Origin of the sequence: Comamonas aquatica (assembly GCF_018064205.1) — a bacterium.
Classification (GTDB): Bacteria; Pseudomonadota; Gammaproteobacteria; order Burkholderiales; family Burkholderiaceae_C; genus Comamonas; species Comamonas aquatica.
This window is the reverse complement of the sequence record NZ_CP072916.1, coordinates 2,284,297-2,304,755: the sequence shown is the minus strand read 5'-3', so window position 1 is coordinate 2,304,755 and position 20,459 is coordinate 2,284,297. Positions and strand designations below refer to the sequence as shown.

Annotated in this window: 17 protein-coding genes; 12 read left to right on the top strand and 5 right to left on the bottom strand. The window is 66.9% G+C overall.

Annotation, left to right across the window (positions count from 1 at the left end):
* Positions 1-23: 23 nt before the first annotated feature.
* From KAQ61_RS10945 to KAQ61_RS10925, 5 genes are all read right to left on the bottom strand, one after another.
* Positions 24-1,235, bottom strand: a complete 1,212-nt coding sequence (locus KAQ61_RS10945) for an ABC transporter substrate-binding protein (protein WP_210929190.1) — start codon at positions 1,233-1,235, stop codon at positions 24-26.
* Between the two features lie 131 nt (positions 1,236-1,366).
* On the bottom strand, positions 1,367-2,527 hold the full coding sequence (mltB, locus tag KAQ61_RS10940) for a lytic murein transglycosylase B (protein WP_210929189.1): 1,161 nt from the start codon (positions 2,525-2,527) through the stop codon (positions 1,367-1,369).
* Entirely contained in the window at positions 2,524-4,548 is a 2,025-nt protein-coding gene (locus KAQ61_RS10935; RefSeq protein ID WP_210929188.1) for a transglutaminase TgpA family protein, read from the bottom strand. Before KAQ61_RS10935 ends, mltB begins: the two co-directional genes overlap by 4 nt.
* A 58-nt stretch (positions 4,549-4,606) precedes the next feature.
* Positions 4,607-5,626 (bottom strand): DUF58 domain-containing protein, encoded by a 1,020-nt coding sequence (locus tag KAQ61_RS10930; protein WP_210929187.1) that lies wholly within the window; start codon positions 5,624-5,626, stop codon positions 4,607-4,609.
* The gene (locus KAQ61_RS10925) at positions 5,626-6,543 is read right to left on the bottom strand and encodes an AAA family ATPase (RefSeq protein ID WP_210929186.1); all 918 of its coding nucleotides are present in this window, start codon (positions 6,541-6,543) and stop codon (positions 5,626-5,628) included. Before KAQ61_RS10925 ends, KAQ61_RS10930 begins: the two co-directional genes overlap by 1 nt.
* A gap of 44 nt (positions 6,544-6,587) precedes the next feature.
* On the opposite strand from KAQ61_RS10925, the gene KAQ61_RS10920 reads away from it, so the two are divergent.
* The 12 genes from KAQ61_RS10920 to cydC all read left to right on the top strand — a co-directional run bounded on the left by KAQ61_RS10920 (position 6,588) and on the right by cydC (position 20,451).
* Positions 6,588-7,541, top strand: coding sequence for a histone deacetylase family protein (locus tag KAQ61_RS10920; protein ID WP_244982870.1), 954 nt, complete (start codon positions 6,588-6,590; stop codon positions 7,539-7,541).
* A 12-nt stretch (positions 7,542-7,553) separates the two neighbouring features.
* Positions 7,554-8,333: an enoyl-CoA hydratase gene (locus tag KAQ61_RS10915; protein ID WP_210929185.1), complete on the top strand. Its 780-nt coding sequence runs from the start codon at positions 7,554-7,556 to the stop codon at positions 8,331-8,333.
* 88 nt (positions 8,334-8,421) lie between these two features.
* Entirely contained in the window at positions 8,422-9,726 is a 1,305-nt protein-coding gene (locus tag KAQ61_RS10910) for a mechanosensitive ion channel family protein (RefSeq protein ID WP_210929184.1), read from the top strand.
* Positions 9,727-9,925: 199 nt separating this feature from the next.
* Entirely contained in the window at positions 9,926-10,675 is a 750-nt protein-coding gene (locus KAQ61_RS10905; RefSeq protein ID WP_210929183.1) for an electron transfer flavoprotein subunit beta/FixA family protein, read from the top strand.
* Positions 10,676-10,695: 20 nt separating this feature from the next.
* Positions 10,696-11,628 carry an electron transfer flavoprotein subunit alpha/FixB family protein gene (locus KAQ61_RS10900; protein WP_210929182.1) on the top strand — a complete coding sequence of 311 codons (933 nt, stop codon included), beginning with the start codon at positions 10,696-10,698 and terminating at the stop codon, positions 11,626-11,628.
* Positions 11,629-11,734: 106 nt separating this feature from the next.
* Positions 11,735-12,883, top strand: coding sequence for an ABC transporter substrate-binding protein (locus KAQ61_RS10895; RefSeq protein WP_244982869.1), 1,149 nt, complete (start codon positions 11,735-11,737; stop codon positions 12,881-12,883).
* A gap of 66 nt (positions 12,884-12,949) precedes the next feature.
* On the top strand, positions 12,950-14,740 hold the full coding sequence (locus KAQ61_RS10890) for an acyl-CoA dehydrogenase (protein WP_210929181.1): 1,791 nt from the start codon (positions 12,950-12,952) through the stop codon (positions 14,738-14,740).
* A gap of 143 nt (positions 14,741-14,883) precedes the next feature.
* On the top strand, positions 14,884-15,846 hold the full coding sequence (locus KAQ61_RS10885) for an NAD(P)H-dependent flavin oxidoreductase (RefSeq protein ID WP_210929180.1): 963 nt from the start codon (positions 14,884-14,886) through the stop codon (positions 15,844-15,846).
* 264 nt (positions 15,847-16,110) lie between these two features.
* A complete protein-coding gene (locus KAQ61_RS10880) occupies positions 16,111-16,440 on the top strand; it encodes a hypothetical protein (RefSeq protein ID WP_210929179.1) in 330 nt (109 codons plus the stop codon).
* Entirely contained in the window at positions 16,386-16,751 is a 366-nt protein-coding gene (locus tag KAQ61_RS10875; protein WP_210929178.1) for a hypothetical protein, read from the top strand. Before KAQ61_RS10880 ends, KAQ61_RS10875 begins: the two co-directional genes overlap by 55 nt.
* 275 nt (positions 16,752-17,026) lie before the next feature.
* Positions 17,027-18,715, top strand: a complete 1,689-nt coding sequence (cydD, locus tag KAQ61_RS10870) for a thiol reductant ABC exporter subunit CydD (RefSeq protein ID WP_210929177.1) — start codon at positions 17,027-17,029, stop codon at positions 18,713-18,715.
* Positions 18,712-20,451, top strand: coding sequence for a thiol reductant ABC exporter subunit CydC (cydC, locus tag KAQ61_RS10865; RefSeq protein WP_210929176.1), 1,740 nt, complete (start codon positions 18,712-18,714; stop codon positions 20,449-20,451). Before cydD ends, cydC begins: the two co-directional genes overlap by 4 nt.
* Positions 20,452-20,459: the final 8 nt, after the last annotated feature.

Genomic DNA, 20,459 nt, shown 5'->3' with positions numbered 1-20,459 from the left:
CCGTCAGGGCCCGGGTCACCCGTTCACTTCCAGTACTGGCACTTGCTTTCGGCCTTGGTGGTCCAGACCTGGTCGGCGGGCAGCTTCTTGATCAGCTTGTAGTAATCCCAGGTGCCTTTGGATTCGGCCGGGGACTTCACTTCCATCAGGTACATGTCGTGGGCGTAGCGGCCATCGGGGCGGATCACGCCTTCGCCAAAGAAGTCCTTGATGGGCTTGCTCTTCCACTCGGCCATGACCTTGTCGGCTTCCAGCGTGCCGGCGCGCTGGGCGGCCTGCAACCAGGTCATGGTGGCCGAATAGTCGGCGGCCTGGATTTCGCTGGGGCGGCGCTTGGTCTTGGCCATGAACTTGTCGGCGAACTTGCGCGACTCGTCGTTCATGTCCCAGTACCAACTGGTGGTGAACTGCAGGCCTTCGGTGTTCTTCACGCCCAGGCTGTGGATGTCGCTGAAGAAAATCAGCAGACCGGCCAGCTTCATGCCCTTGGTGACGCCGAATTCGCGGGCCGCCTTGATGGAGTTGATGGTGTCGCCACCGGCATTCGCCAGACCCAGGATCTGGGCCTTGCTGTTCTGGGCCTGCAGCATGAAGCTGGAGAAGTCGCTGGCGTTCAGCGGCGTCCGGACCGCACCCACCACCTTGCCGCCATTGGCCTCGACGATCTTGGAGGTGTCGGCTTCCAGCGCATGGCCGAAGGCGTAGTCGGCGGTCAGGAAGAACCAGCTCTTGCCCCCGGCTTCCACCACGGCCTTGCCCGTGCCCTTGGCCAGGGCCACGGTGTCGAAGGCGTAGTGCACGGTGTAGGGGCTGCACTGCTCATTGGTCAGGGCCGAGCTGCCGGCGCCGTTGTCCACAAAGATGCGTTTCTTCTCCTGGGCGACCTTGGCCATGGCCAGGGCGGTGGCGCTGTTCGTGCCGCCAAACACCAGGCTGATGTCCTGCTGGTCGATCCATTCGCGGGCCTTGCTGGCGGCGATGTCGGCCTTGTTCTGGTGGTCGGCGGTGAGCAGTTCGATGGGCTTGCCCAGCAGCTTGCCGCCAAAGTCATCGATGGCCATCTGGATGGCGACCGCCCCGTTCTTGCCTTCCACGTCGGCATACAGGCTGGACATGTCGGTGATGAAGCCGATCTTGACGATGTCGGGCTCTTTGAAGGTCTGGGCCTGGGCAGCGGCAGACCACAGGCCCATGCCGCACAGAGCCAGAACCAGGGGAGAGAGAGCGTGGCGCATTCCGAAAACTCCTTGTGTACCGTGTGACAAAAAGGGGTTCAGATTGCGCCGCCGACGCCATCTTTCCAACTGGGGCAAGCACGGGCGGGGAATGTCCTTGCTTGCCACGCAGGTGGACTTTGTGCTGCGCTCTAGGGCGCTGTGGCGGTGGCCGCGGCGGCGAGGCCGGGGATGGTGGCCGGCTGGGCCACCTCGGGCGCGCGGTTCTGGCGCGCGGCCTTGACCTCCTGGCCCAGGTCGTACACGGCGGTGGCGTAGTAGCTGGACCAGTTGTAGCGCGTGATGGTGTAGAAGTTCTGGGTGCCGACGAGGTAGCTGGGCGCGGCTTCGCCGTTTTTCAACTCGATCAGCGCCAGTGGGCCGTCATGGTCCAGCCCGCCCTGGGGCACCACGCCCAGCTCGACCATCTGGGCCGCTGTGAAGCTGGGGCGGATGTCCGGTGCCAGCAGGGTCGGCAGGTTCAGGCGGTCGGTGTTGAACAGGGCGGGGTACCAGACTGGCTGCCCGCTGACCCAGCCATGGGCCTTGAAGTAGTTGGCCACCGAGCCGATGGCATCGGCCGCGCTGTTAAACAGATCGATGCGTCCATCGCGGTCAAAGTCGACGGCCCACTGGGCCCAGCTGGTGGGCATGAACTGGCCCAGCCCCATGGCCCCGGCGTAGCTGCCGCGCGGCTCTGTGGTGGGGGTGCCAACGTTGTGCATCATCACCAGGAACTGCTCCAGCTCACCCTGGAAATAGCGCTGGCGTTCTGCGGCCCTTGGATGTGCCTGTGGGAAATCGAAGGCCAGGGTGGCCAGGCTGTCCAGTACGCGCAGGTTGCCCATGTTGCGGCCGTAAATGGTCTCGACGCCGATGATGCCGACCACCATTTCGGCGGGCACGCCAAACATCGCCTCGGCGCGTGCCAGGGTGTCGGCGTTCTGGTCCCAGAAGCGCACCCCGGCGTTGATGCGCACCGGGTCGATGAAGCGGCGGCGGTAGTCGCCCCAGTCGCGCGCGGTGGTGCTGGTCTTGGGGGCCGGCGTCATCAGGCGCGGCACCTGCGGCAGGAAGCGCGCCTGCGCCAGCTGGGCCTGGATCCATGCCAGGTCCAGGTGCTGGCGCGCGGCCATTTCGCGTGCCCAGCGCTGGGCATCGGCGCGTTGTGCATACGGGGCGCTGGCGGCCGTGCTCTTGGGAGGGGTGTTTTTGGGCGCGCGGGGTGCGCTGTTCTGGGCGTCTGCAGGCAGGTGGGTGGCGCAGCCTGTGACCAGGCCGAGCAGGAACAAGGAGGGAAGCAAACGTTTCATGGAGTACGGGGGCTGGGCCAAATCAAAGCGCGGTATGCACGCCGCAGCTGGGCCAGGCTGGGCGTCTGGGGGCCATGCGGTGCATAGCGCCATTGTTCCATCTGCAGCAGCCAGTGCTGCAGTGGCTGGGATTCATCCCCCCATTGTGCTTGGGCAGCGGCCGCCAGGGCCTGCAGCCCCCGCGTGTCCGCATGTTCCAGGCCATGGCGCTGCAACTGCTGACGGGCCTGCTGCATCAGGCGCAGCCAGGGGTCGGCCACCCAGCGCCGGCGCCAGCGCTGCCAGGCCGCACCGAGGGTGGCGAGGGCCAGCAGGCCGCTGAGCCCGGCCGCCAGTTGCGGGATGCTCCAGTCGGTCCAGCCCAGGCGCTGCAGCAGGGCCGACTGGTCGCGCGGGGTGTAATTCAGCACCCAGTCGTTCCAGCGGTGGTTGAGGGCTTCCCAGTTGGCGCGCAGGCGGCGCAGGACGTCGGGGCTGATGACCTGCTCCATGGCGCCACCGAAGGCCGAGGTGGGCGGTGACAGCCGTTGCAGCTGCTCGGTGCGCGAGGGCGCCACGGCCGAGGTGGGGTCGATGCGCAGCCAGCCCTCGTGGGGCAGCCAGACTTCGGTCCAGGCGTGGGCGTCGCTTTGGCGCACGGTCCACAGCCCGTCCACCGGGTTGCGCTCGCCACCCTGGTAGCCGGTGACGATGCGTGCCGGAATCCCGGCGGCGCGCATCAGCACCGTGAAGGCCGAGGCGATGTGCTCGCAAAAGCCGTTGTGCGTCTCGAACCAGAAGGCGTCGGTCGTGTGTGGGCCGGGCACCACATCCGGCGCCAGGGTGTAGACGTAGCGGCCGCTGCCCAGGTGATTGAGGGCGGCCTGGACGATGGCGGTGTCATCCGTGCCGTGGTCGCTGCGCAGCGTCTGCGCCCATTGCATGGTGCGGGGGTTCAGGTCGGGTGGCAGCTGCAGGTGCTGGCGGCGCTGGAAGTCCGACAGTTGCTGGCCATAGGCGTAGTGCAGGTGGGCCTGGGCGCGGTAGCGCAGCACCTCGGTGAGGGGGCGCGCCGTCAGCCACTGCAGGTCGGCGGTGCGCTGCACCTGGCGCTGGGCGTCCGGGGGCGACAGGGTGGCATCCAGGGTCAGCAGCCAGCGCTGCTGGTGGGCCTCCAGGGTGATTTCATAGTCGATGGCCGTCCCCAGCCCCGCGGCGGCGTCCTGGGCCGTGGCCGGCAGCGCATACGGGGCGCCGTCGGCGTCCGCTTGCCAGTTGCGCCCGTCAAAGCGGCTCAGCACCGGCCCCCGGAAGTACAGCAAGCGCTGCGGCGGGGCTTTGCCATCGGGGCTGTCAAAGCGCACGCGCAGGGCCACGCTGTGGTTTTGCGCCAGCTCGGCCACCTGGCCGACGGTCATGTCGTTGGACAGGCCGGTCGTGCCTTTGCTGGCCTGCGTGGGCAGGCCCCACAGCGGTGGCAGGCGCGGGAAGGCCAGGAACAGCACCAGCATCAGGGGCGCGCCCAGCAGCATCAGCAGGCCCGCGGTGCGCACCAGTTGCCGCAGGCTGGGGTAGCCGGACGGCATGTGCGCATTCACCAGGCAGACCAGCAGCCCCCATACGGCCACCAGCATGGCGAGGGCCATGCTCAGCGACTGGGACTGTAGGAACAGGGTGAGCAGCGTGAAGAAGCCCAGGAAGAAAATCACCATGGCGTCGCGGCGGGCGCGCATCTCCAGTGTCTTGAGCACCAGCAGCAGGATCACCAGGACCACGCCGGCCTCGGGGCCGACGATGGAGCGGAACTGCAGCGCCGTGGCACCCACGGCCAAGGCCAGCAGGGCCGCCAGCAGCCAGGTGCCCGGCAGGCGCTGGCCGCTGTGGGCCAGCCACATGCGCCAGCCCAGCAGCAGTGCCGCCAGCGCACTGGCCCACGGCGGCAGGTAGGCCACCTGCGGCAGCAGCACCAGGGCCACCACCCCCAGCACCAGCAAGGTGTCGCGGGTCTCGCGCGGCAGGGGAGGGGTGGTGGTGGAATCCATTTTTGATAGCTGCTTGCGTAGGCTGTATGCGCGCTGGAAGGTGATTTGATTCAAAACTCTAATGGGGTGCAGCGGATTTGCCGTCCACGGCCAGTGCCGCCAGGCAGGCGTGCAAATGTGGCTCGCCCATGGCCTGGGGCAATTGCTGGCCGCTGGGCAGTCGCAGCCCCCACAGCGCCTGTTGGGCGTGGGCCTGCAGCACCCAGGCGGTGAGGCGGGCGATCTGTGCCTCGGGATCGGTCAGGCCCGTGGCGCGGGCATCCAGCCACAGGCGGTCGGTCTGGGGCGCCGTGCCGCTGCGCACCACCAGGTCGCCGTGGCCCAGGGCCAGGGCCGAGGCGGCTTTCTTCCACACGATGCTGCGCAGGCTGTCGCCGCGCTGGTAGTGGCGCACGTTGTCGGGCTCGACCATGCCGCTGTGCTGCGGCAAGCTGGTGCCGGAGTGGGCGTGGTCCAGGTGCTGGATGGGGGGCGCCGGTGTTTCGGGGCACGGGTAGACCAGCACCCGGCCATCGGGCTGCCAATAGCTCCACAGGCGGAACACGCCCAGCGGGTAACGGCTTTCCAGCACCACCCGGGGCACGCGGTGCCAGCCGCGCTGGTGTGGCACGCTGCCCAGCTCGACCACCTGTGTGTGGCCGGCGGCTACGTCGGCATGCACCCAGGCCAGCGGGCCTTGCGAGCGGTTGAGCGCCACGGACAGTCCGTGGCGATGCGGACCGGCGGCCGGGGCCTGCAGGTGCAGCGGCACGGTGGCGCGTTCGCCCTGGAACACGGGCTGCAGCGGTCCCAGGTGCAGTTGCAGGCCCTGCAGGTTGCGGTGGCCCACCCAGACGCTGGCCAGTGCGCTGCCTGCTATCAGGAAGGTGAGCAGGTAGCCCAGGTTGAGCTGGAAGTTGATCGACGCGACCAGCAGCACCAGCAGCGTGGCCGCCAGCATGCAGCCGGCGGCCGAGGGCAGCACATAGATGTTGCGGTGCCCCAGCGTGTGCTCGGCACTGGGTACCTGGCCGCGCGTGACCCAGTTGTGCAAGCGCTGTCGCCAGCGGCTGCGGGTGGGGCGCTGTGGCTCGGACATCAGGGCAGGGCGACCGTGTGCAACAGCGCCTGGACCTGCGCGACCGTACCCCGGCCGGCGCGCGCCACAGCGTGCAGGCGGTGTGCCATGGTGGGCACGAACATGGCCTGCACATCGTCGGGCGATGCGTAGTCGCGCCCGTGCAGCAGGGCATTGGCCTTGGCCGCGCGCAGCAGGGCAATGCCGGCGCGGGGGGACAGGCCCTGCACAAACCACTGCCCGTTGCGCGTGGCATCCACCAGGTCCTGGATGTAGTGCAGCAAGGGCTCGGCCGCATGGACCTGCAGCACCGCCTGCTGCAACGCGGCCAGTTCCTCGGGCGTCAGCTGGGGCGGCATCTGGTCGGCGTGGGCGCGGTGGCCGTGGTGGGCCAGCAGTTGCAGCTCCGACGCGCGGTCGGGATAGCCCAGGCTGACGCGCATCAAGAAACGGTCCAATTGGCTCTCGGGCAAGGGGTTGGTGCCCAGCTGTTCCTGCGGGTTCTGGGTGGCAATCACGAAAAACGGCGTGGGCAGCGGGTGGGTCCGGCCTTCGATGGAGACCTGTTTTTCCTCCATGGCTTCGAGCAGCGCACTCTGGGTCTTGGGGCTGGCCCGGTTGATTTCATCGGCCAGCAGCACCTGCGCAAACACGGGGCCGGGGTGGAACACAAAGCCTTCGCGGCCCCGGTCGTAGACGGACACCCCGGTCAGGTCGCTGGGCATCAGGTCGGCGGTGAACTGCACGCGGGCAAACTGCAGACCGAACGCATGGGCCAGGGCATGGGCCAGGGTGGTTTTGCCCACGCCCGGCACATCCTCGATCAGCAGGTGTCCACCGGCCAGCAGGCAGGCCACGCAGTCCTGGACCTGCTGTTTTTTGCCAACGATCACCGTGTTAAGCTGATCCAAAAGAGACCGGATTTTTTGTGATGTCATGCACAGAAGGTATCCGAAAACAATGACAACAGGGGACAAGAAAAGTGGGCAAGACAGGCTATTTTTCTCATCACTCATGCCGACAGCATGAGATGGGGCCAGGGCATCCGGAGTGTCCGCAGCGCCTGGATGCGATCGAGGACCGGTTGCTGATGACCGGGGTGCTGGACGGTCTCGAACGGATCGATGCACCCGCCGCCGCGCTCAGCGATGTCGAGCTGGCCCATGACCGCATGCATGTGGCGGCCCTGCGTGGCCTGACCGACAGGCTGGTCGAAGAGCAGGCCGCCGGCGGCCCCGAGTACACCCAGCTGGACACCGACACCTCCATCAACGCCCACACCTTCACTGCCGCGCTGCACGCGGCCGGCGCGGCGGTGGCGGCCACCGATGCGGTGCTGGACGGCGAACTGGAAAACGCCTTTTGCGCCATCCGTCCCCCCGGCCACCACGCCACGCGCGACAAGGCTATGGGCTTTTGCTTTTTCAACAATGTGGCGATCGCCGCCTTGCACGCCCTGCAGCGGCGCAACCTCAAGCGGGTGGCGATCGTGGACTTCGACGTGCACCACGGCAATGGCACGGAAGACATCCTGGCCGGTGACAACCGCGTGCTGATGGTGAGTTTCTTTCAGCACCCCTTCTACCCGTTCAGCGGCGACAAAGAGCCGGCCGCGAACATGCTCAACATCCCGGTGGCGGCCTACACCAAGGGCATGGACATCCGCGAACTGGTCGAGATGCTGTGGATCCCGCGGCTGGAGGCTTTCAAGCCCGAGATGATCTTCGTCAGCGCCGGTTTCGATGCCCACCGCGACGACGACATGGGACAGCTGGGCCTTACGGAAAACGACTACATCTGGCTGACCGAGCGCATCAAGGACATTGCCCGCCGCTTCAGCAAGGGGCGCATCGTCTCCTGCCTGGAAGGGGGCTACATGATGGGGCCGCTGTCACGCAGTGTGGAAGCGCACCTGCGTGTGCTGGCCGATGTTTGAGTGGAGGTGGGTATGGATGCAGAGATGCTGGTGCAAACGCGCGATGCGCGCGGCGTGGTCACGCTGACCTTGAACGATCCGGTGCGCTTCAACGCCCTGGGGGCCCCCATGCTGGAGGCCTTGCAGTCGGCCCTGACGGAGCTGGCCACCGACACCGACGTGCGCGTGGTGGTGCTGGCCGCCCAAGGCAAGGCCTTTTGTGCCGGGCATAACCTCAAGGACATGGCGGCCCACCCGCAGCTGGACTATTACCAGGACTTGTTCGCGCAATGCTCGCGCATGATGCTGAGCATTGCGCGCCTGCCCGTGCCCGTGATCGCGCGGGTGCAGGGCATGGCCACGGCGGCGGGCTGCCAACTGGTGGCGCAGTGTGATCTGGCGGTGGCCAGCACGCAGGCCAGCTTTGCCACCAGTGGCATCCAGTACGGGCTGTTCTGTGCCACGCCCAGCGTGCCCCTGGTGCGCAACATCCCTTTCAAACAGGCGATGGAAATGCTGTTGACGGGCGACTTCATGGACGCCGAGACGGCCCAGTCCCGGGGTCTGGTGAACCGCGTGGTGGCCCCCGAGGATCTGGATGCCGAGGTGCAGAAGCTGGTGCAGGCCATCGTGCAGAAGCCGGCAACGGCGGTGCGCATGGGCAAGGAACTGCTGTATCGCCAGCGTGAGCTGGGCCTGCAGGCGGCCTACCAGCTGGCCGGCGAGGTCATGGCCTGCAACATGATGGATGCCGATGCCCAGGAGGGCGCGCAGGCCTTCGCGCAAAAGCGCGTGCCCCACTGGCGCCAGTAGGCCGGGGCATGCTGGGTGGGCCGCAGGCCGGCCACCCCGGCAGACTGCGCCACAATCAGCCCATTCATAGCCGCAGGGTGGTTGCACCATGGACATCGTTGACAAGCTGATTGATGACTTCAACAACTCCAGCGCCTGGCTGGAGTTTTTTATCGTGCTCGGCGGTTTGCTGCTGGCCTACGTCTGCGTGCGCTTCTGGGGCCGCCACCTGAAGCACAAGGGGCGCGCCGCCTCGGTCTGGTTTGGCTCCAAGCCGCTGAATGGGGCGATGTTCCCCTTGATGGCGTTGCTGTGGATCTACATCGCGCAAGCCATCATGGTGCAGTACATGCCAGTGTTCTGGCTGCGGATCGCCATCTCGTTGCTGTGCTCGCTGACCGTGATCCGCTTCGTGGCCCGGGTGCTCAGCAAGTCGTTCCCCCAATCCACCGGCATGCGCCTGATCGAGCGGGTGTTCTCGTGGATGGTCTGGGGGCTGGCCGTGCTGCACAGCCTGGGCCTGCTGACGCAGGTGCTGGAAGAGCTGGATGCCGTCCGGCTGACGCTGGGCAAGTCACAGATTAGCCTGCTGAGTCTGATTGAGGGTGCGCTGTCCACTGGCCTGATGCTGGTGGTGGTCCTGTGGGTGTCCAGCCTGTTCGAGCAGCATGTGATCAACCGCTGGGTCGGCGACCTGTCCATGCGCAAGGTCAGTATGAATGTGACCCGCGGGGTGCTGATCACCGTGGGCCTGCTGCTGGCGCTGTCCTGGGTTGGCATGGATCTGACCACGCTGTCGGTCATGGGGGGCGCGATCGGCGTTGGCCTGGGGTTCGGCATGCAGAAAATTGCCTCCAACTACGTCAGCGGCTTTCTGGTGCTCATCGAGCGGGCCCTGCGGATTGGCGACAACGTCCGCGTCGATGGGTTCGAGGGCCGCATCACCGACATCAAGACCCGGTTCACGGTCATCCAGGCCTTGAATGGCCGCGAATCCATCGTGCCGAATGAAACCCTGATCACCCAGCGGGTGGAGAACCTGACGCAATCCGATCGCCGGTTCAGCCTGTCAACCACGATGGTGGTCGGCATGGACAGCGATGTGGAGCAGGTGCGCCAGGTCCTGCTGGCGGCGGCGACCAGCCAGCCCCGCGTGCTGGCCCAGCCGGGGCCCTCGGTGCAACTGGTGGATTTCCTGGAGCATGGCCTGCAGTTCAGCCTGAACTACTACATCAGCGACCCGCAGAACGGGCAGGGCAACATCCGCTCCGACGTCAACCTGGCGGTGCTGCAGGGCTTGCGCGCGGCGGGCATCCAGCTGCCGGTGCCACGGCAGGTGCTGGAGTGGTCGGGCGGTGCGCCCGGTGCCAAAGACGTCAAGGTTGACCCTGAGGCTGTGGACCATCGCGCCTAGGTGAAGACCCTAGGTTGATCAAAAAACGCTGGGGATTTCACAAGCTGCGTGCATAAAATGGAACGATCGTTCTTTTTTATCCGCCCTGCTTGGCAACGTCTTTTTACGGGACTTGCTGCATCGCGGCATAGAATGTTCCAAGTTTACGTTTACGTCAATTCAAACAACTTGCAATCACACTGATCCAAGGAGCAGCAGCATGAAGGTATTGGTTCCAGTCAAGCGCGTGGTGGACTACAACGTCAAAGTCCGCGTGAAGTCCGACGGCACAGGCGTGGACATCGCCAACGTCAAGATGAGCATGAACCCGTTTGACGAAATCGCCGTGGAAGAGGCGGTGCGTCTGAAGGAAAAGGGCGTGGTCAGCGAAGTGATCGCCGTGTCCTGCGGCGTGACCCAGTGCCAGGAAACCCTGCGCACCGCCATGGCGATTGGTGCCGACCGCGCCATCCTGGTGGAGAGTGATGCCGAGCTGCAGCCGCTGGCCATTGCCAAGCTGCTCAAGGCCCTGGTGGACAAGGAGCAACCCGGCCTGGTGATCCTGGGCAAGCAGGCCATCGACGGCGACAACAACCAAACCGGCCAGATGCTGGCGGCCCTGGCCGACCTGCCCCAGGCCACCTTCGCCTCCAAGGTCGAAGTCGCTGGCGACAAGGTCCACGTGACGCGCGAAGTGGACGGCGGCCTGGAAACCCTGGCGCTGAGCACCCCCGCCATCATCACCACCGACCTGCGCCTGAACGAGCCCCGCTACGTGACGCTGCCCAACATCATGAAGGCCAAGAAAAAGCAGCTGGATGTGGTCAAGCCCGAAGAGCTGGGCGTGGACGTCGCACCCCGCATCCAGACCCTGAAGGTGGCCGAGCCCGCCAAGCGCGGCGCTGGCGTCAAAGTCCCTGACGTTGCCACTTTGGTGGACAAACTGAAGAACGAAGCCAAGGTCATCTAAGCGTCCAGGAGAGAAACATCATGTCCGTACTCGTTATTGCTGAACACGACAACGCCTCCATCAAGGGCGCCACCCTGAACACCGTGACCGCGGCCAAGGCCTGCGGTGGTGACGTGCACGTGCTGGTCGCCGGTGAAGGCGCCGCTGCCGCTGCCCAGGCCGCCGCCCAGATCGCCGGTGTGTCCAAGGTCATCCACGCCGATGGCGCCAGCCTCAAGGACGGCCTGGCCGAGAACATCGCCGCCCAGGTGCTGGCCATCGCTGGCAGCTACAGCCACATCCTGTTCCCCGCCACCGCCTCGGGCAAGAACGCCGCCCCCCGCGTGGCCGCCAAGCTGGACGTGGGCCAGATCAGCGACATCACCGCCGTGATCGCCGCCGACACCTTCGAGCGCCCCATCTACGCCGGCAACGCCATCGCCACCGTGCAGTCGGCCGATGCCACCAAGGTCATCACCGTGCGCTCCACCGGCTTTGACGCCGCGGCAGCCACCGGTGGTTCTGCGGCGGTGGAAACCGCCGCTGCCGTGGCCGACTCTGGCAAGAGCGCCTTCGTGGGCCGTGAAGTCACCAAGAGCGACCGTCCCGAGCTGACCGCCGCCAAGATCATCGTCTCTGGTGGCCGTGCCCTGGGCAGCGCCGAGAAGTTCAACGAAGTCATCACCCCCCTGGCCGACAAGCTGGGCGCGGCCATCGGTGCCAGCCGTGCGGCGGTCGATGCGGGCTACGCCCCCAACGACCTGCAGGTGGGCCAGACCGGCAAGATCGTGGCGCCGCAGCTGTACATCGCGGCGGGTATCTCGGGCGCGATCCAGCACCTGGCGGGCATGAAGGACTCCAAGGTGATCGTGGCGATCAACAAGGACCCCGAGGCGCCGATCTTCTCGGTGGCCGACTATGGGCTGGAGGCCGACCTGTTTACCGCGGTGCCTGAACTGGTGAAGGCACTGTAAGCAGCGAAGACAAAAAGGAGGGGCGTGCCCCTCCTTTTTTGCATCGGGGGATGCAGGGCGCCAGGACTTTTCACACAACAACAGCCTGCGAACACGGAGACGGGATATGCAAGAGACAAGCATGCGTATGCGCTATCGGCTGGCCTTGGCCGTGGTGTGCGTCGCCAGCGCCAGTCTGGCGCACGCGGACTGGGTGGTGGCCCAAGTGGCGCCGTTGACCGGGGCCACGGCGGTGCAGAGCAAGGCCTACGCCCAGGGCATGCGCCTGTATTTCAACGAGGTGAACAAGTCCGGCGGCGTGCACGGCGACCGCCTGCGCCTGGTCTCCGCCGATGACCGCGGCAGTCCTGAGGAAACGGTCAAGCAGACGCAGCGCCTGCTTCAGGAGGCCAAGCCCGTGGCCCTGGCTGGCTACTTTGGCAACCGCAACCTGCAAGCCCTGCTGGACAGCAAGCTGCTGGAACAGGCCTCCACCAGCCTGGTCGGCTTTCACAGCACCGACATGCGGGTGCTGAAGGCGCCCCAGCTGTTCAGCACGCGTGCCGGCTTGCCAGAGGAGGTGGAGAAGATTGCCAAGCACTTGGCCACCCTGGGCCTGACGCGCCTGGCCCTGGTGTACGACGAGCGCAGCGAGGACGAGGCCAAGGCCCTGACCCAGCTGGTCGGCAGCCTGGTGACCGTGTCCGGCGGACAGTTGCTGGCGCACGTGCCCTGGAAGGCCGGCAAGCAGGCACAGGAGGCGGCCATCGACAGCTTGCAGCGCGCGGAGCCGCGTGCGCAGGCCGTGCTGGTGGTGGCGTCCAGCCCCGCCAGTGCGGCGTTCCTGGAGGCCTACCGCCTGGAAGGCGGGGCCGCCCAGGTGTATGCCACCTCCAGCGCCGACATCGAGCAGCTGGCCACCCGCCTGCCCGTGGAGCTGATGCGCGGGGTGTCGATCGCGCAGGTCGTGCCCAACCCCTACCGCTCCACCAACCGCCTGAACAAGGAATTCCGCGACCTGCTGGCCAAGCAGCCCAAGGACGAGGCGCTGAGCGTGAGCTATCCCATGATGGAAGGCTATGTGAACGCCAAGGTGCTGGTCGAAGCCATGCGCCGCACCCAGCCACTCAGCAGCGAGCGGCTGGCCGACAGCCTGCGCAGCATCCAGTCGCTGGACCTCGGTGGCTACTGGGTCACCTTTGCGCGGGGCTCGCAGTCGGGCTCCCGGTTTGTGGATTTGAGCATCGTCAACGCGCAAGGCCGTGTGACGCAATAAATAGCAGTCAGCGCAAGCTGGACAAGCGCTGGAACCCATTTTTACTCTCAAGAAGAAAGCTGAGACATGAGCTATACCGCCCCCATCAAAGACATGCTGTTTGCCATGGAACACCTGGCCCATCTGGACCAGGTGGCGCAGATTCCGGGTTTCGAGGATGCCGGTCTGGAGACGGCGCAGGCCGTGCTGGAAGAAAGCGCCAAGCTGTGCGAGGGCGTGGTGGAGCCGCTGAACATTCCCGGCGACACCCAGCCCTCCAGCTTTGAGGGCGGTAAGGTCACCACCACCCCGGGCTTCAAGGAGGCCTACCAGCAGTTCGTGGAAGGCGGCTGGCAAGGCCTGCAGCACCCCGCGGCCTATGGCGGCCAGGGCCTGCCCAAGACGATTGGCGCGGCCTGCGTGGAAATGCTCAACAGCTCCAACATCAGCTTTGCGCTGTGCCCGCTGCTGACCGATGGCGCCATCGAAGCCCTGCTGACCGCCGGCAGCGACGACCTGAAGGCCACCTACCTGGAAAAGCTGATCACCGGCGAGTGGACCGGCTCCATGAACCTGACCGAACCCCAGGCCGGCTCGGACCTGGCCCTGGTGCGCACCCGGGCCGAGCCCCAGCCCGATGGCAGCTACAAGGTGTTCGGCACCAAGATCTTCATCACCTACGGTGAGCACGACATGGCGGACAACATCGTCCACCTGGTGCTGGCCCGGGTGGCCGGTGCGCCCGAGGGTGTCAAGGGCATCAGCCTGTTTGTGGTGCCCAAGTTCCTGGTGAACGCCGATGGCTCGCTGGGCGCGCGCAACGACGTGCACTGCGTCTCCATCGAGCACAAGATGGGCATCAAGGCCTCGCCCACGGCCGTGCTGCAGTACGGCGACCACGGTGGCGCCGTCGGCTATCTGGTGGGCGAGGAAAACCGCGGTCTGGAATACATGTTCATCATGATGAACGCCGCGCGCTATGGCGTGGGCATGCAGGGCATCGGTGTGTCCGAGCGGGCCTACCAGCGCGCCGTGCAGTACGCGCGCGACCGGGTGCAAAGCCGCCCCGTGGATGGCAGCGTGGCCGGCAGCGCCGCCATCATCCACCACCCCGATGTGCGCCGCATGCTGATGACCATGCGCGCCACCACCGAGGCCTGCCGCGCCATGGCCTCCACGGCCGCGGCGGCCTATGACGCGGCCCACCACCACCCCGATGCCGAGGTGCGCAAGGCGAACGCCGAGTTCTATGAATTCATGGTGCCCCTGGTCAAGGGCTACAGCACCGAGATGAGCCTGGAAGTGACCAGCCTGGGCGTGCAGGTGCACGGCGGCATGGGCTTCATCGAGGAAACCGGCGCCGCCCAGTACTACCGCGACGCCAAGATCCTGACCATCTACGAAGGCACGACCGCCATCCAGGCCAATGACCTGGTGGGCCGCAAGACGGCCCGTGACGGTGGCAAGAACGCCAAGGACATTGCCGCCCAGATCGCCAAGACCGAAGAGCAGTTGCGGGCCAGCGGCACCGCCGCCGCCCAGGCCATGGCCCTGCGCCTGCAGGCCGCGCGCGAGGCGTTCCTGGACGTGGTGGACTTTGTGGCCGGCAAGGCCAAGGCCTCGCCCAACGCCGTGTACGCGGGCAGCGTGCCCTACCTGATGCTGACCGGCAATCTGGTGGCCGGCTGGCAGATGGGCCGCGCCCTGCTGGTGGCGCAGGACAAGCTGGCCCAGGGCGAGGACGTGGCCTTCATGCAGGCCAAGGTGGCCACGGCGCAGTTCTACGCCGAGCACATCCTGACCCGCACGACCAGCCTGCGCGACAGCATCCTGGCAGGCGGCGACAGCGCCTGCGCCCTGGCACTGGACGCCTTCTGACGCCCTGGCGACAGACAGCACCGCAGTAAGGGCAGACCATGGGATGGCTGCTCTTATCATTAGAAAAGTGAGCTGCTGGCGCTTGTCTGGTCAGCGTTTGAAGCTGTTTTTCTATCAATCACAATAGATTCGGAGACCGTTGCATGTCCAAAATTCCTGCAGTGCTGCAAAACTTGGCATTGCCCGTGATCGGCTCGCCCCTGTTCATCATCAGCAACCCCAAGCTAGTCATTGCCCAGTGCAAGGCCGGCATCGTGGGCTCCATGCCCGCCCTGAATGCCCGCCCTGCAGAAATGCTGGAGGACTGGCTGGCCGAGATCACCGAAGAGCTGGCCGCGCACAACCGGGCGCACCCTGAAGCGCCGGCCGCCCCGTTTGCCATCAACCAGATCGTGCACAAGAGCAACGACCGCCTGGAGCACGACCTGCAGGTCTGCGCCAAGTACAAGGTGCCGCTGATCATCACCAGCCTGGGCGCGCGCGAGGACGTGAACCAGGCCGTGCACAGCTGGGGCGGCGTGGTGATGCACGACATCATCAACAACAAGTTCGCCCACAAGGCCATCGAGAAGGGCGCGGACGGCCTGATCGCCGTGGCGGCGGGGGCTGGCGGCCATGCCGGCGTGAAAAGCCCGTTTGCCCTGATCCAGGAAATCCGCCAATGGTTTGATGGTCCGCTGGCGCTGTCGGGCTCGATGGCATCGGGCGGTGCCATCCTGGCCGCCCAGGCGATGGGGGCGGACTTTGCCTACATCGGCTCGGCCTTCATCGCCACCGAGGAGGCCCGTGCCGCCGAGGAGTACAAGCAGGCCATCGTGGCGTGCAACTCGGACGACGTGGTGTATTCCAACCTGTTCACCGGCGTGCACGGCAACTACCTGGCGCCGTCGATCCGCGCAGCCGGCCTGGACCCGGACAACCTGCCGGTGTCGGACCCCAGCGCCATGAACTTTGGCTCGGGCCGCACCAAGGCCTGGAAGGACATCTGGGGCTGCGGCCAGGGCATTGGCGCCATCGACAAAGTGCTGCCTGCGGCCGAGCTGATCGCGCGTTTCAAGCGGGAATACCAGGAAGCCCGCCAACGCCTGCAACTGGCCACGACCTGACCCCTGGGCTGCCTCCCATCGGGGACTGGAAGCGCAGGACATAGAAAGTTACAATTCGGGCGCCTCGATAGGCCATGGTCTGCCGTGCCCAGCCCCTGTGTGCCAGGCTATCTTCTGCGAAGTGGGCGGTCTGTACCACAGGGGCTTGTCTTTTTTCAGTGCGCTCTCGCGTGCGCTGTTTTGTGAATTTTTTATGCAATTGACATCCTTCGGCGCCGTGGCGCTGGCATCGCCGGCCCTAGCCGCCGAATCCACCCCCAGACGGTGACCGCCCTGGGCCTGAAGTCCATCGTCCAGATCGATGTCAAGTCCATGGAAGCCCTCAACGCCTACCTGCGCCCAGCGCGGTCCTTCCCTGGCCAGGGGGATTTCATCAACGTTGCCGAGATGCAGGAGGTCGACCGGGACTATCCCAAGGACCTGGCCGCGACCTTCCTGGAAAACGTCCGCCTGAGCGATGCCGACAAGCAGGCGCTGGAACCTGCCGCGGTGCAGCTGTTTGCCAACGTGCGCGATTCGCAAAAGCGCATCACCTCTACTTGGGCAAGCCCCAGAACGTCACCGAGGGCGTGCACCCGGCGATGGTGGCCGTGAACGTGCCCTTCAACTGCCTGGCGCCCAATCCGCCAGAGAAGATCGTGGCCTTCCTGCAGCGCGCCGGTGTCGCCCAGCGGGACCTGCAGCAGTACCGCGAGCAGGTGCAGGCCCTGGCCAAGGGCTTTGAGGCCGCCCCGCTGACCCAGGCCGGGGAAGGTGAGCTGCCGCTGGCCGCCGAGAAGAAGAAAAAGCCCCTGGTGTGGCAGAACAACTTCCGCGCAAAAGCATCGACGTCACGCCCCTGCAGTACTGCGCCACGCGGCCAAGCACGGCCCCTGCGATGGCTACGCATGGCAACCATGCGCTGAACGCGGCAGACCATGCGGCGCACCGCGTGTGTGACATCGCTGCGGCATGCCGCCATCACCCAACAGCGCCTTTCGGGGAGTTTTTTTTTGACCTGCGCACCACGGGGGCTTGGTGTAGGTCATGACACGGCCATTACCCCTCTTGCTATTTGGGTGATTTGATGGAAATCAACGCCGCAGTGTTTCACTCGACTACCTGAGCCCGTGTGGAAGTTGTTCTGCAGAAACCCTAGCATCTGCACAAATTTCAGTAAATACTGAAAATTCGGAATCAAATGGAATCCACTGACTTCGATCAAACGGCAAGCAAGCCCCGCGCCCAGCGTCGCCGTCCCGACCGCGGTACCGCGTGGTCGGTCGTGGCCTCGCTGTTGTGGCTGCCGCAGGCGGCATTGCTGGCCACCGCCGTGCAGTGGATGGCCACAGGCCGTGCCGCCGAGGTGGGTGGGTTGGCGCTGGGTCTGCTGGTGCTGGGTGCGGCCAAGGCCTGGTGCGAGGGCCATGGCATGCGCTTGAGCTTTGAGGCTGCCCGGGCCCAGGTGGACACCCTGCGGGCCCAGGTGGTGCAAGCGCTGGCCAGCAGCTCGCCCCTGGACACACGGCGCGTGCCGTCGGGCCAGGCCGCCAGCGCCGTGGCCGAACAGGCGGAGGCGATTGTGCCCTGGCTGTCGCGCTACCAGACCGCGATGTGGCGCACCCGGGTGCTGCCGCTGGTGATTGCTGCCGTGGTGGCCTGGCAATCCTGGGTGGCGGCGCTGATCCTGGTGGTGGCAGCGCCCTTGATTCCCCTGTTCATGGCCATTGTGGGCTGGCGTGCCCAGGTGGCCAGCCAGGAGCAGATGGTGCAGCTGGGTCAGATGAACGGTTTTCTGCTGGACCGCCTGCGCGGCCTGACCACGCTGCGCGCCCTGGGCGCGGTCGATGCTACGGCCCGGCGGCTGCGTGCACATGCCGAATCCCTGCGCCAGCGCACCCTGCGCGTGCTGCGCATCGCCTTCCTGTCCTCGGCCGTGCTGGAGCTGTTTTCGGCGCTGGGCGTGGCCATGGTGGCCGTGTACGTGGGCTTTCACCTGCTGGGCTATCTGGAGTTCGGCACCTGGCACGGCCGCCTGAACCTGGGGCAGGCCCTGTTCGTGTTGCTGCTGGCGCCCAGCTTTTTCGAGCCGCTGCGCGAACTGGCAGCCGTGTGGCACGACCGCGCCGCCGGCGAGGCCGCAGTGCAGACCCTGCAGGACATGGCCCGTGAGGCCCAGCCCTTGCCCGGGGCGCTGGCGGCCCACGCGCCCCAGGTCCCCGGGGCGCGGCAGGACGCAGCGCGGGTGACGCTGCACAACGTGCACATCCAGGCGCCGGGTGTCGCCGCTTCGGCCGCACCGGTGCACCTGGACATACAGCCGGGCGAACATGTTGCCCTGTGGGGGGCTAGTGGCAGCGGCAAGTCGGTGCTGCTGGCGCAGATCGCCGGCCTGCTGCCCACCCACCAGGGGCAGGTGCGGGTGGATGGCGTGCCCATAGAGGACTGCAACGCAGCGACATTGCGCCAACGCATGGCCTGGATGGGCCAGCACCCGCATGTGTTTGCGGGTTCGGCCGCCCGCAACATCCGCCTGGACCGTCCCGACGTGGCCGAGGCCGACGTGGCCACAGCCATGCAGGCCGCAGGCCTGGGGGCCGTGCTGCAGGCGCGCCCCATCAGCAGCCTGGGGGAAGGCGGGCAGGGCCTGTCGGGCGGCGAAGCCGTGCGCCTGGCGCTGGCGCGCCTGGCCGTGGCGGCGCCCCAGGCCGGGGTGCTGCTGGTGGATGAACCCACGGCCCACCTGGATCCGATGACGGCCTCGCAGGTCATGCAGGCCTTGCTGCAGCTGGCCCAGGGGCGCACCCTGATCGTGGCCACCCACGACCCAGTGCTGGCGGCGCGCATGGACCGGGTGGTGCCGGTGCAGGGCGCGGAGGTACTGGCATGAAGGCATCCCGCAGCAGCACACGCGCCATGCTGGTGGCGCTGGCGGCCATGGCGCCGCGCCACCTGTGGCTGGGGGGCATGGCCCTGGCCAGCTTGACCGTGCTGATGGGCATGGCGCTGCTGGGCCTGTCCGGCTGGTTCATTGCCGCCACGGCGCTGGCCGGGCTGGTGCCGGCCACTGCCCTGGTGTTTGACGTCTTCATGCCCAGTGCTGGCATCCGCTTGCTGGCCCTGGGGCGCACCGGGGCGCGCTATGGCGAGCGCCTGGTCACGCACGATGCCACGCTGGCCGTGCTGGCGGCGCTGCGCGAGCGCCTGTTCCGCAGCTGGGCCCCGGCCGGTGCTGCGTGGCAGCTGTGCCTGCGGCCCGCACGCTGGCTGCAGCGCCTGACCAGCGATGTGGACGCGCTGGACAGCCTGTACCTACGCCTGGCCGTGCCCCTGGTGTCGGCCTGCGCGGCCGCGCTGCTGGCGGCCGTGGTGCTGGGCACCATGCACGCGGGCCTGGGCCTGCTGCTGGGCCTGTGGCTGCTACTGACGGGCATGGCGATTGCCGCCGTGCTGGCCCTGCGTGCCCGCCGCCCGGCCTTGCGCCGTGCGGCCGCCCTGGAGCGCCTGCGCACCCAGGCCGTGGACCTGGTGGCCGGCCAGACCGAGCTGTTGATGGCCGGCCGCCTGCCGGCGCAATGTGCCCGCCTGGCGGCCACGGAGCGCAGCGTGGCCCAGGCCGACCGCCAGCTCAACCGCCTGGAAGCCCGGGCCAGCATGGCCTTTGGCATGGCCAGCACGCTGACCCTGGTGGGCGTGCTGCTGGCGGTGGGCTGGCTGGTCGAGCAGGGCGTGGTGGGGGCGCCGGGGGCGGCCCTGGCCCTGCTGGTGGCCCTGGCTGCGATGGAGCCTTTCGCCGCCTTGCGCCGTGGCGCGGTGGAAGCCGGTCGTACCTGGTTGTCCATCAAACGGCTGGCACCCCAGGTGGTGCAAGCGCCAGTAGCTATCGAAATCAAAGTGACTGAACCACCGCCAGGCTGTGCCGTGCGGCTGCAGCAGGCGGCGGCCCAGCACCGCGGCAGCCCGCACCGGGCGCTGGCGGCCATGGATCTGCAGATTCCCGTGGGCACCCAGGTGGCGCTGATCGGCGCCAGCGGTGCCGGCAAGAGCACGCTGCTGTCGCTGATCGCCGGCGAGCTGCCCGCCGTGCACGGCCAGGTGCTGGCCCAGCCCTGCACCTGGCTGACCCAGCGCACCGAGCTGTTCCAGGACAGCCTGCGCGACAACCTGCGCTTGGCCCAGCCGGACGCCAGCGATGCCCAGCTGTGGCAAGCGCTGGAGGATGCCGGCCTGGCCGCCGATGTGCGCGCCCTGCCCCAAGGGCTGGACACGCGCCTGGGAGAGGGCGGCTTGGGCTTGTCCGGCGGGCAGGCCCGCCGCCTGGCACTGGCGCGGCTGCTGCTGCACCCCGCTGCGTGCTGGCTGCTGGATGAGCCCACCGAAGGATTGGATGCCGCCACGGCCCGGGACGTGCTGCAACGCCTGCGCCAGCAGATGCACGGGCACACCGTGATCGTTGCGACCCACTGGCGCAGAGAGGCTGAAACAGCGGACCGTCTGCTCTGGGTGGAGGGGGGCCGCTTGCTGGCAGAGGCCCGGCGCGGCACGACGGATTTCGACAAGCTGCTGGGCCGGCTGCGCGAGGACGCAGCGGTGGTGGCAGCACCTGCAACGGCCAAGGGTTTTTAAGAGAGAAA

What these genes read in the sequence shown, in the direction of transcription:
- KAQ61_RS10945 (WP_210929190.1), bottom strand. Translation starts at nt 1,235, where the DNA reads ATGCGCCACGCTCTCTCTCCCCTGGTTCTGGCTCTGTGCGGCATGGGC.
- mltB (WP_210929189.1), bottom strand. Translation starts at nt 2,527, where the DNA reads ATGAAACGTTTGCTTCCCTCCTTGTTCCTGCTCGGCCTGGTCACAGGC.
- KAQ61_RS10935 (WP_210929188.1), bottom strand. Translation starts at nt 4,548, where the DNA reads ATGGATTCCACCACCACCCCTCCCCTGCCGCGCGAGACCCGCGACACC.
- KAQ61_RS10930 (WP_210929187.1), bottom strand. Translation starts at nt 5,626, where the DNA reads ATGTCCGAGCCACAGCGCCCCACCCGCAGCCGCTGGCGACAGCGCTTG.
- KAQ61_RS10925 (WP_210929186.1), bottom strand. Translation starts at nt 6,543, where the DNA reads ATGACATCACAAAAAATCCGGTCTCTTTTGGATCAGCTTAACACGGTG.
- KAQ61_RS10915 (WP_210929185.1), top strand. Translation starts at nt 7,554, where the DNA reads ATGGATGCAGAGATGCTGGTGCAAACGCGCGATGCGCGCGGCGTGGTC.
- KAQ61_RS10910 (WP_210929184.1), top strand. Translation starts at nt 8,422, where the DNA reads ATGGACATCGTTGACAAGCTGATTGATGACTTCAACAACTCCAGCGCC.
- KAQ61_RS10905 (WP_210929183.1), top strand. Translation starts at nt 9,926, where the DNA reads ATGAAGGTATTGGTTCCAGTCAAGCGCGTGGTGGACTACAACGTCAAA.
- KAQ61_RS10900 (WP_210929182.1), top strand. Translation starts at nt 10,696, where the DNA reads ATGTCCGTACTCGTTATTGCTGAACACGACAACGCCTCCATCAAGGGC.
- KAQ61_RS10895 (WP_244982869.1), top strand. Translation starts at nt 11,735, where the DNA reads ATGCAAGAGACAAGCATGCGTATGCGCTATCGGCTGGCCTTGGCCGTG.
- KAQ61_RS10890 (WP_210929181.1), top strand. Translation starts at nt 12,950, where the DNA reads ATGAGCTATACCGCCCCCATCAAAGACATGCTGTTTGCCATGGAACAC.
- KAQ61_RS10885 (WP_210929180.1), top strand. Translation starts at nt 14,884, where the DNA reads ATGTCCAAAATTCCTGCAGTGCTGCAAAACTTGGCATTGCCCGTGATC.
- cydD (WP_210929177.1), top strand. Translation starts at nt 17,027, where the DNA reads ATGGAATCCACTGACTTCGATCAAACGGCAAGCAAGCCCCGCGCCCAG.
- cydC (WP_210929176.1), top strand. Translation starts at nt 18,712, where the DNA reads ATGAAGGCATCCCGCAGCAGCACACGCGCCATGCTGGTGGCGCTGGCG.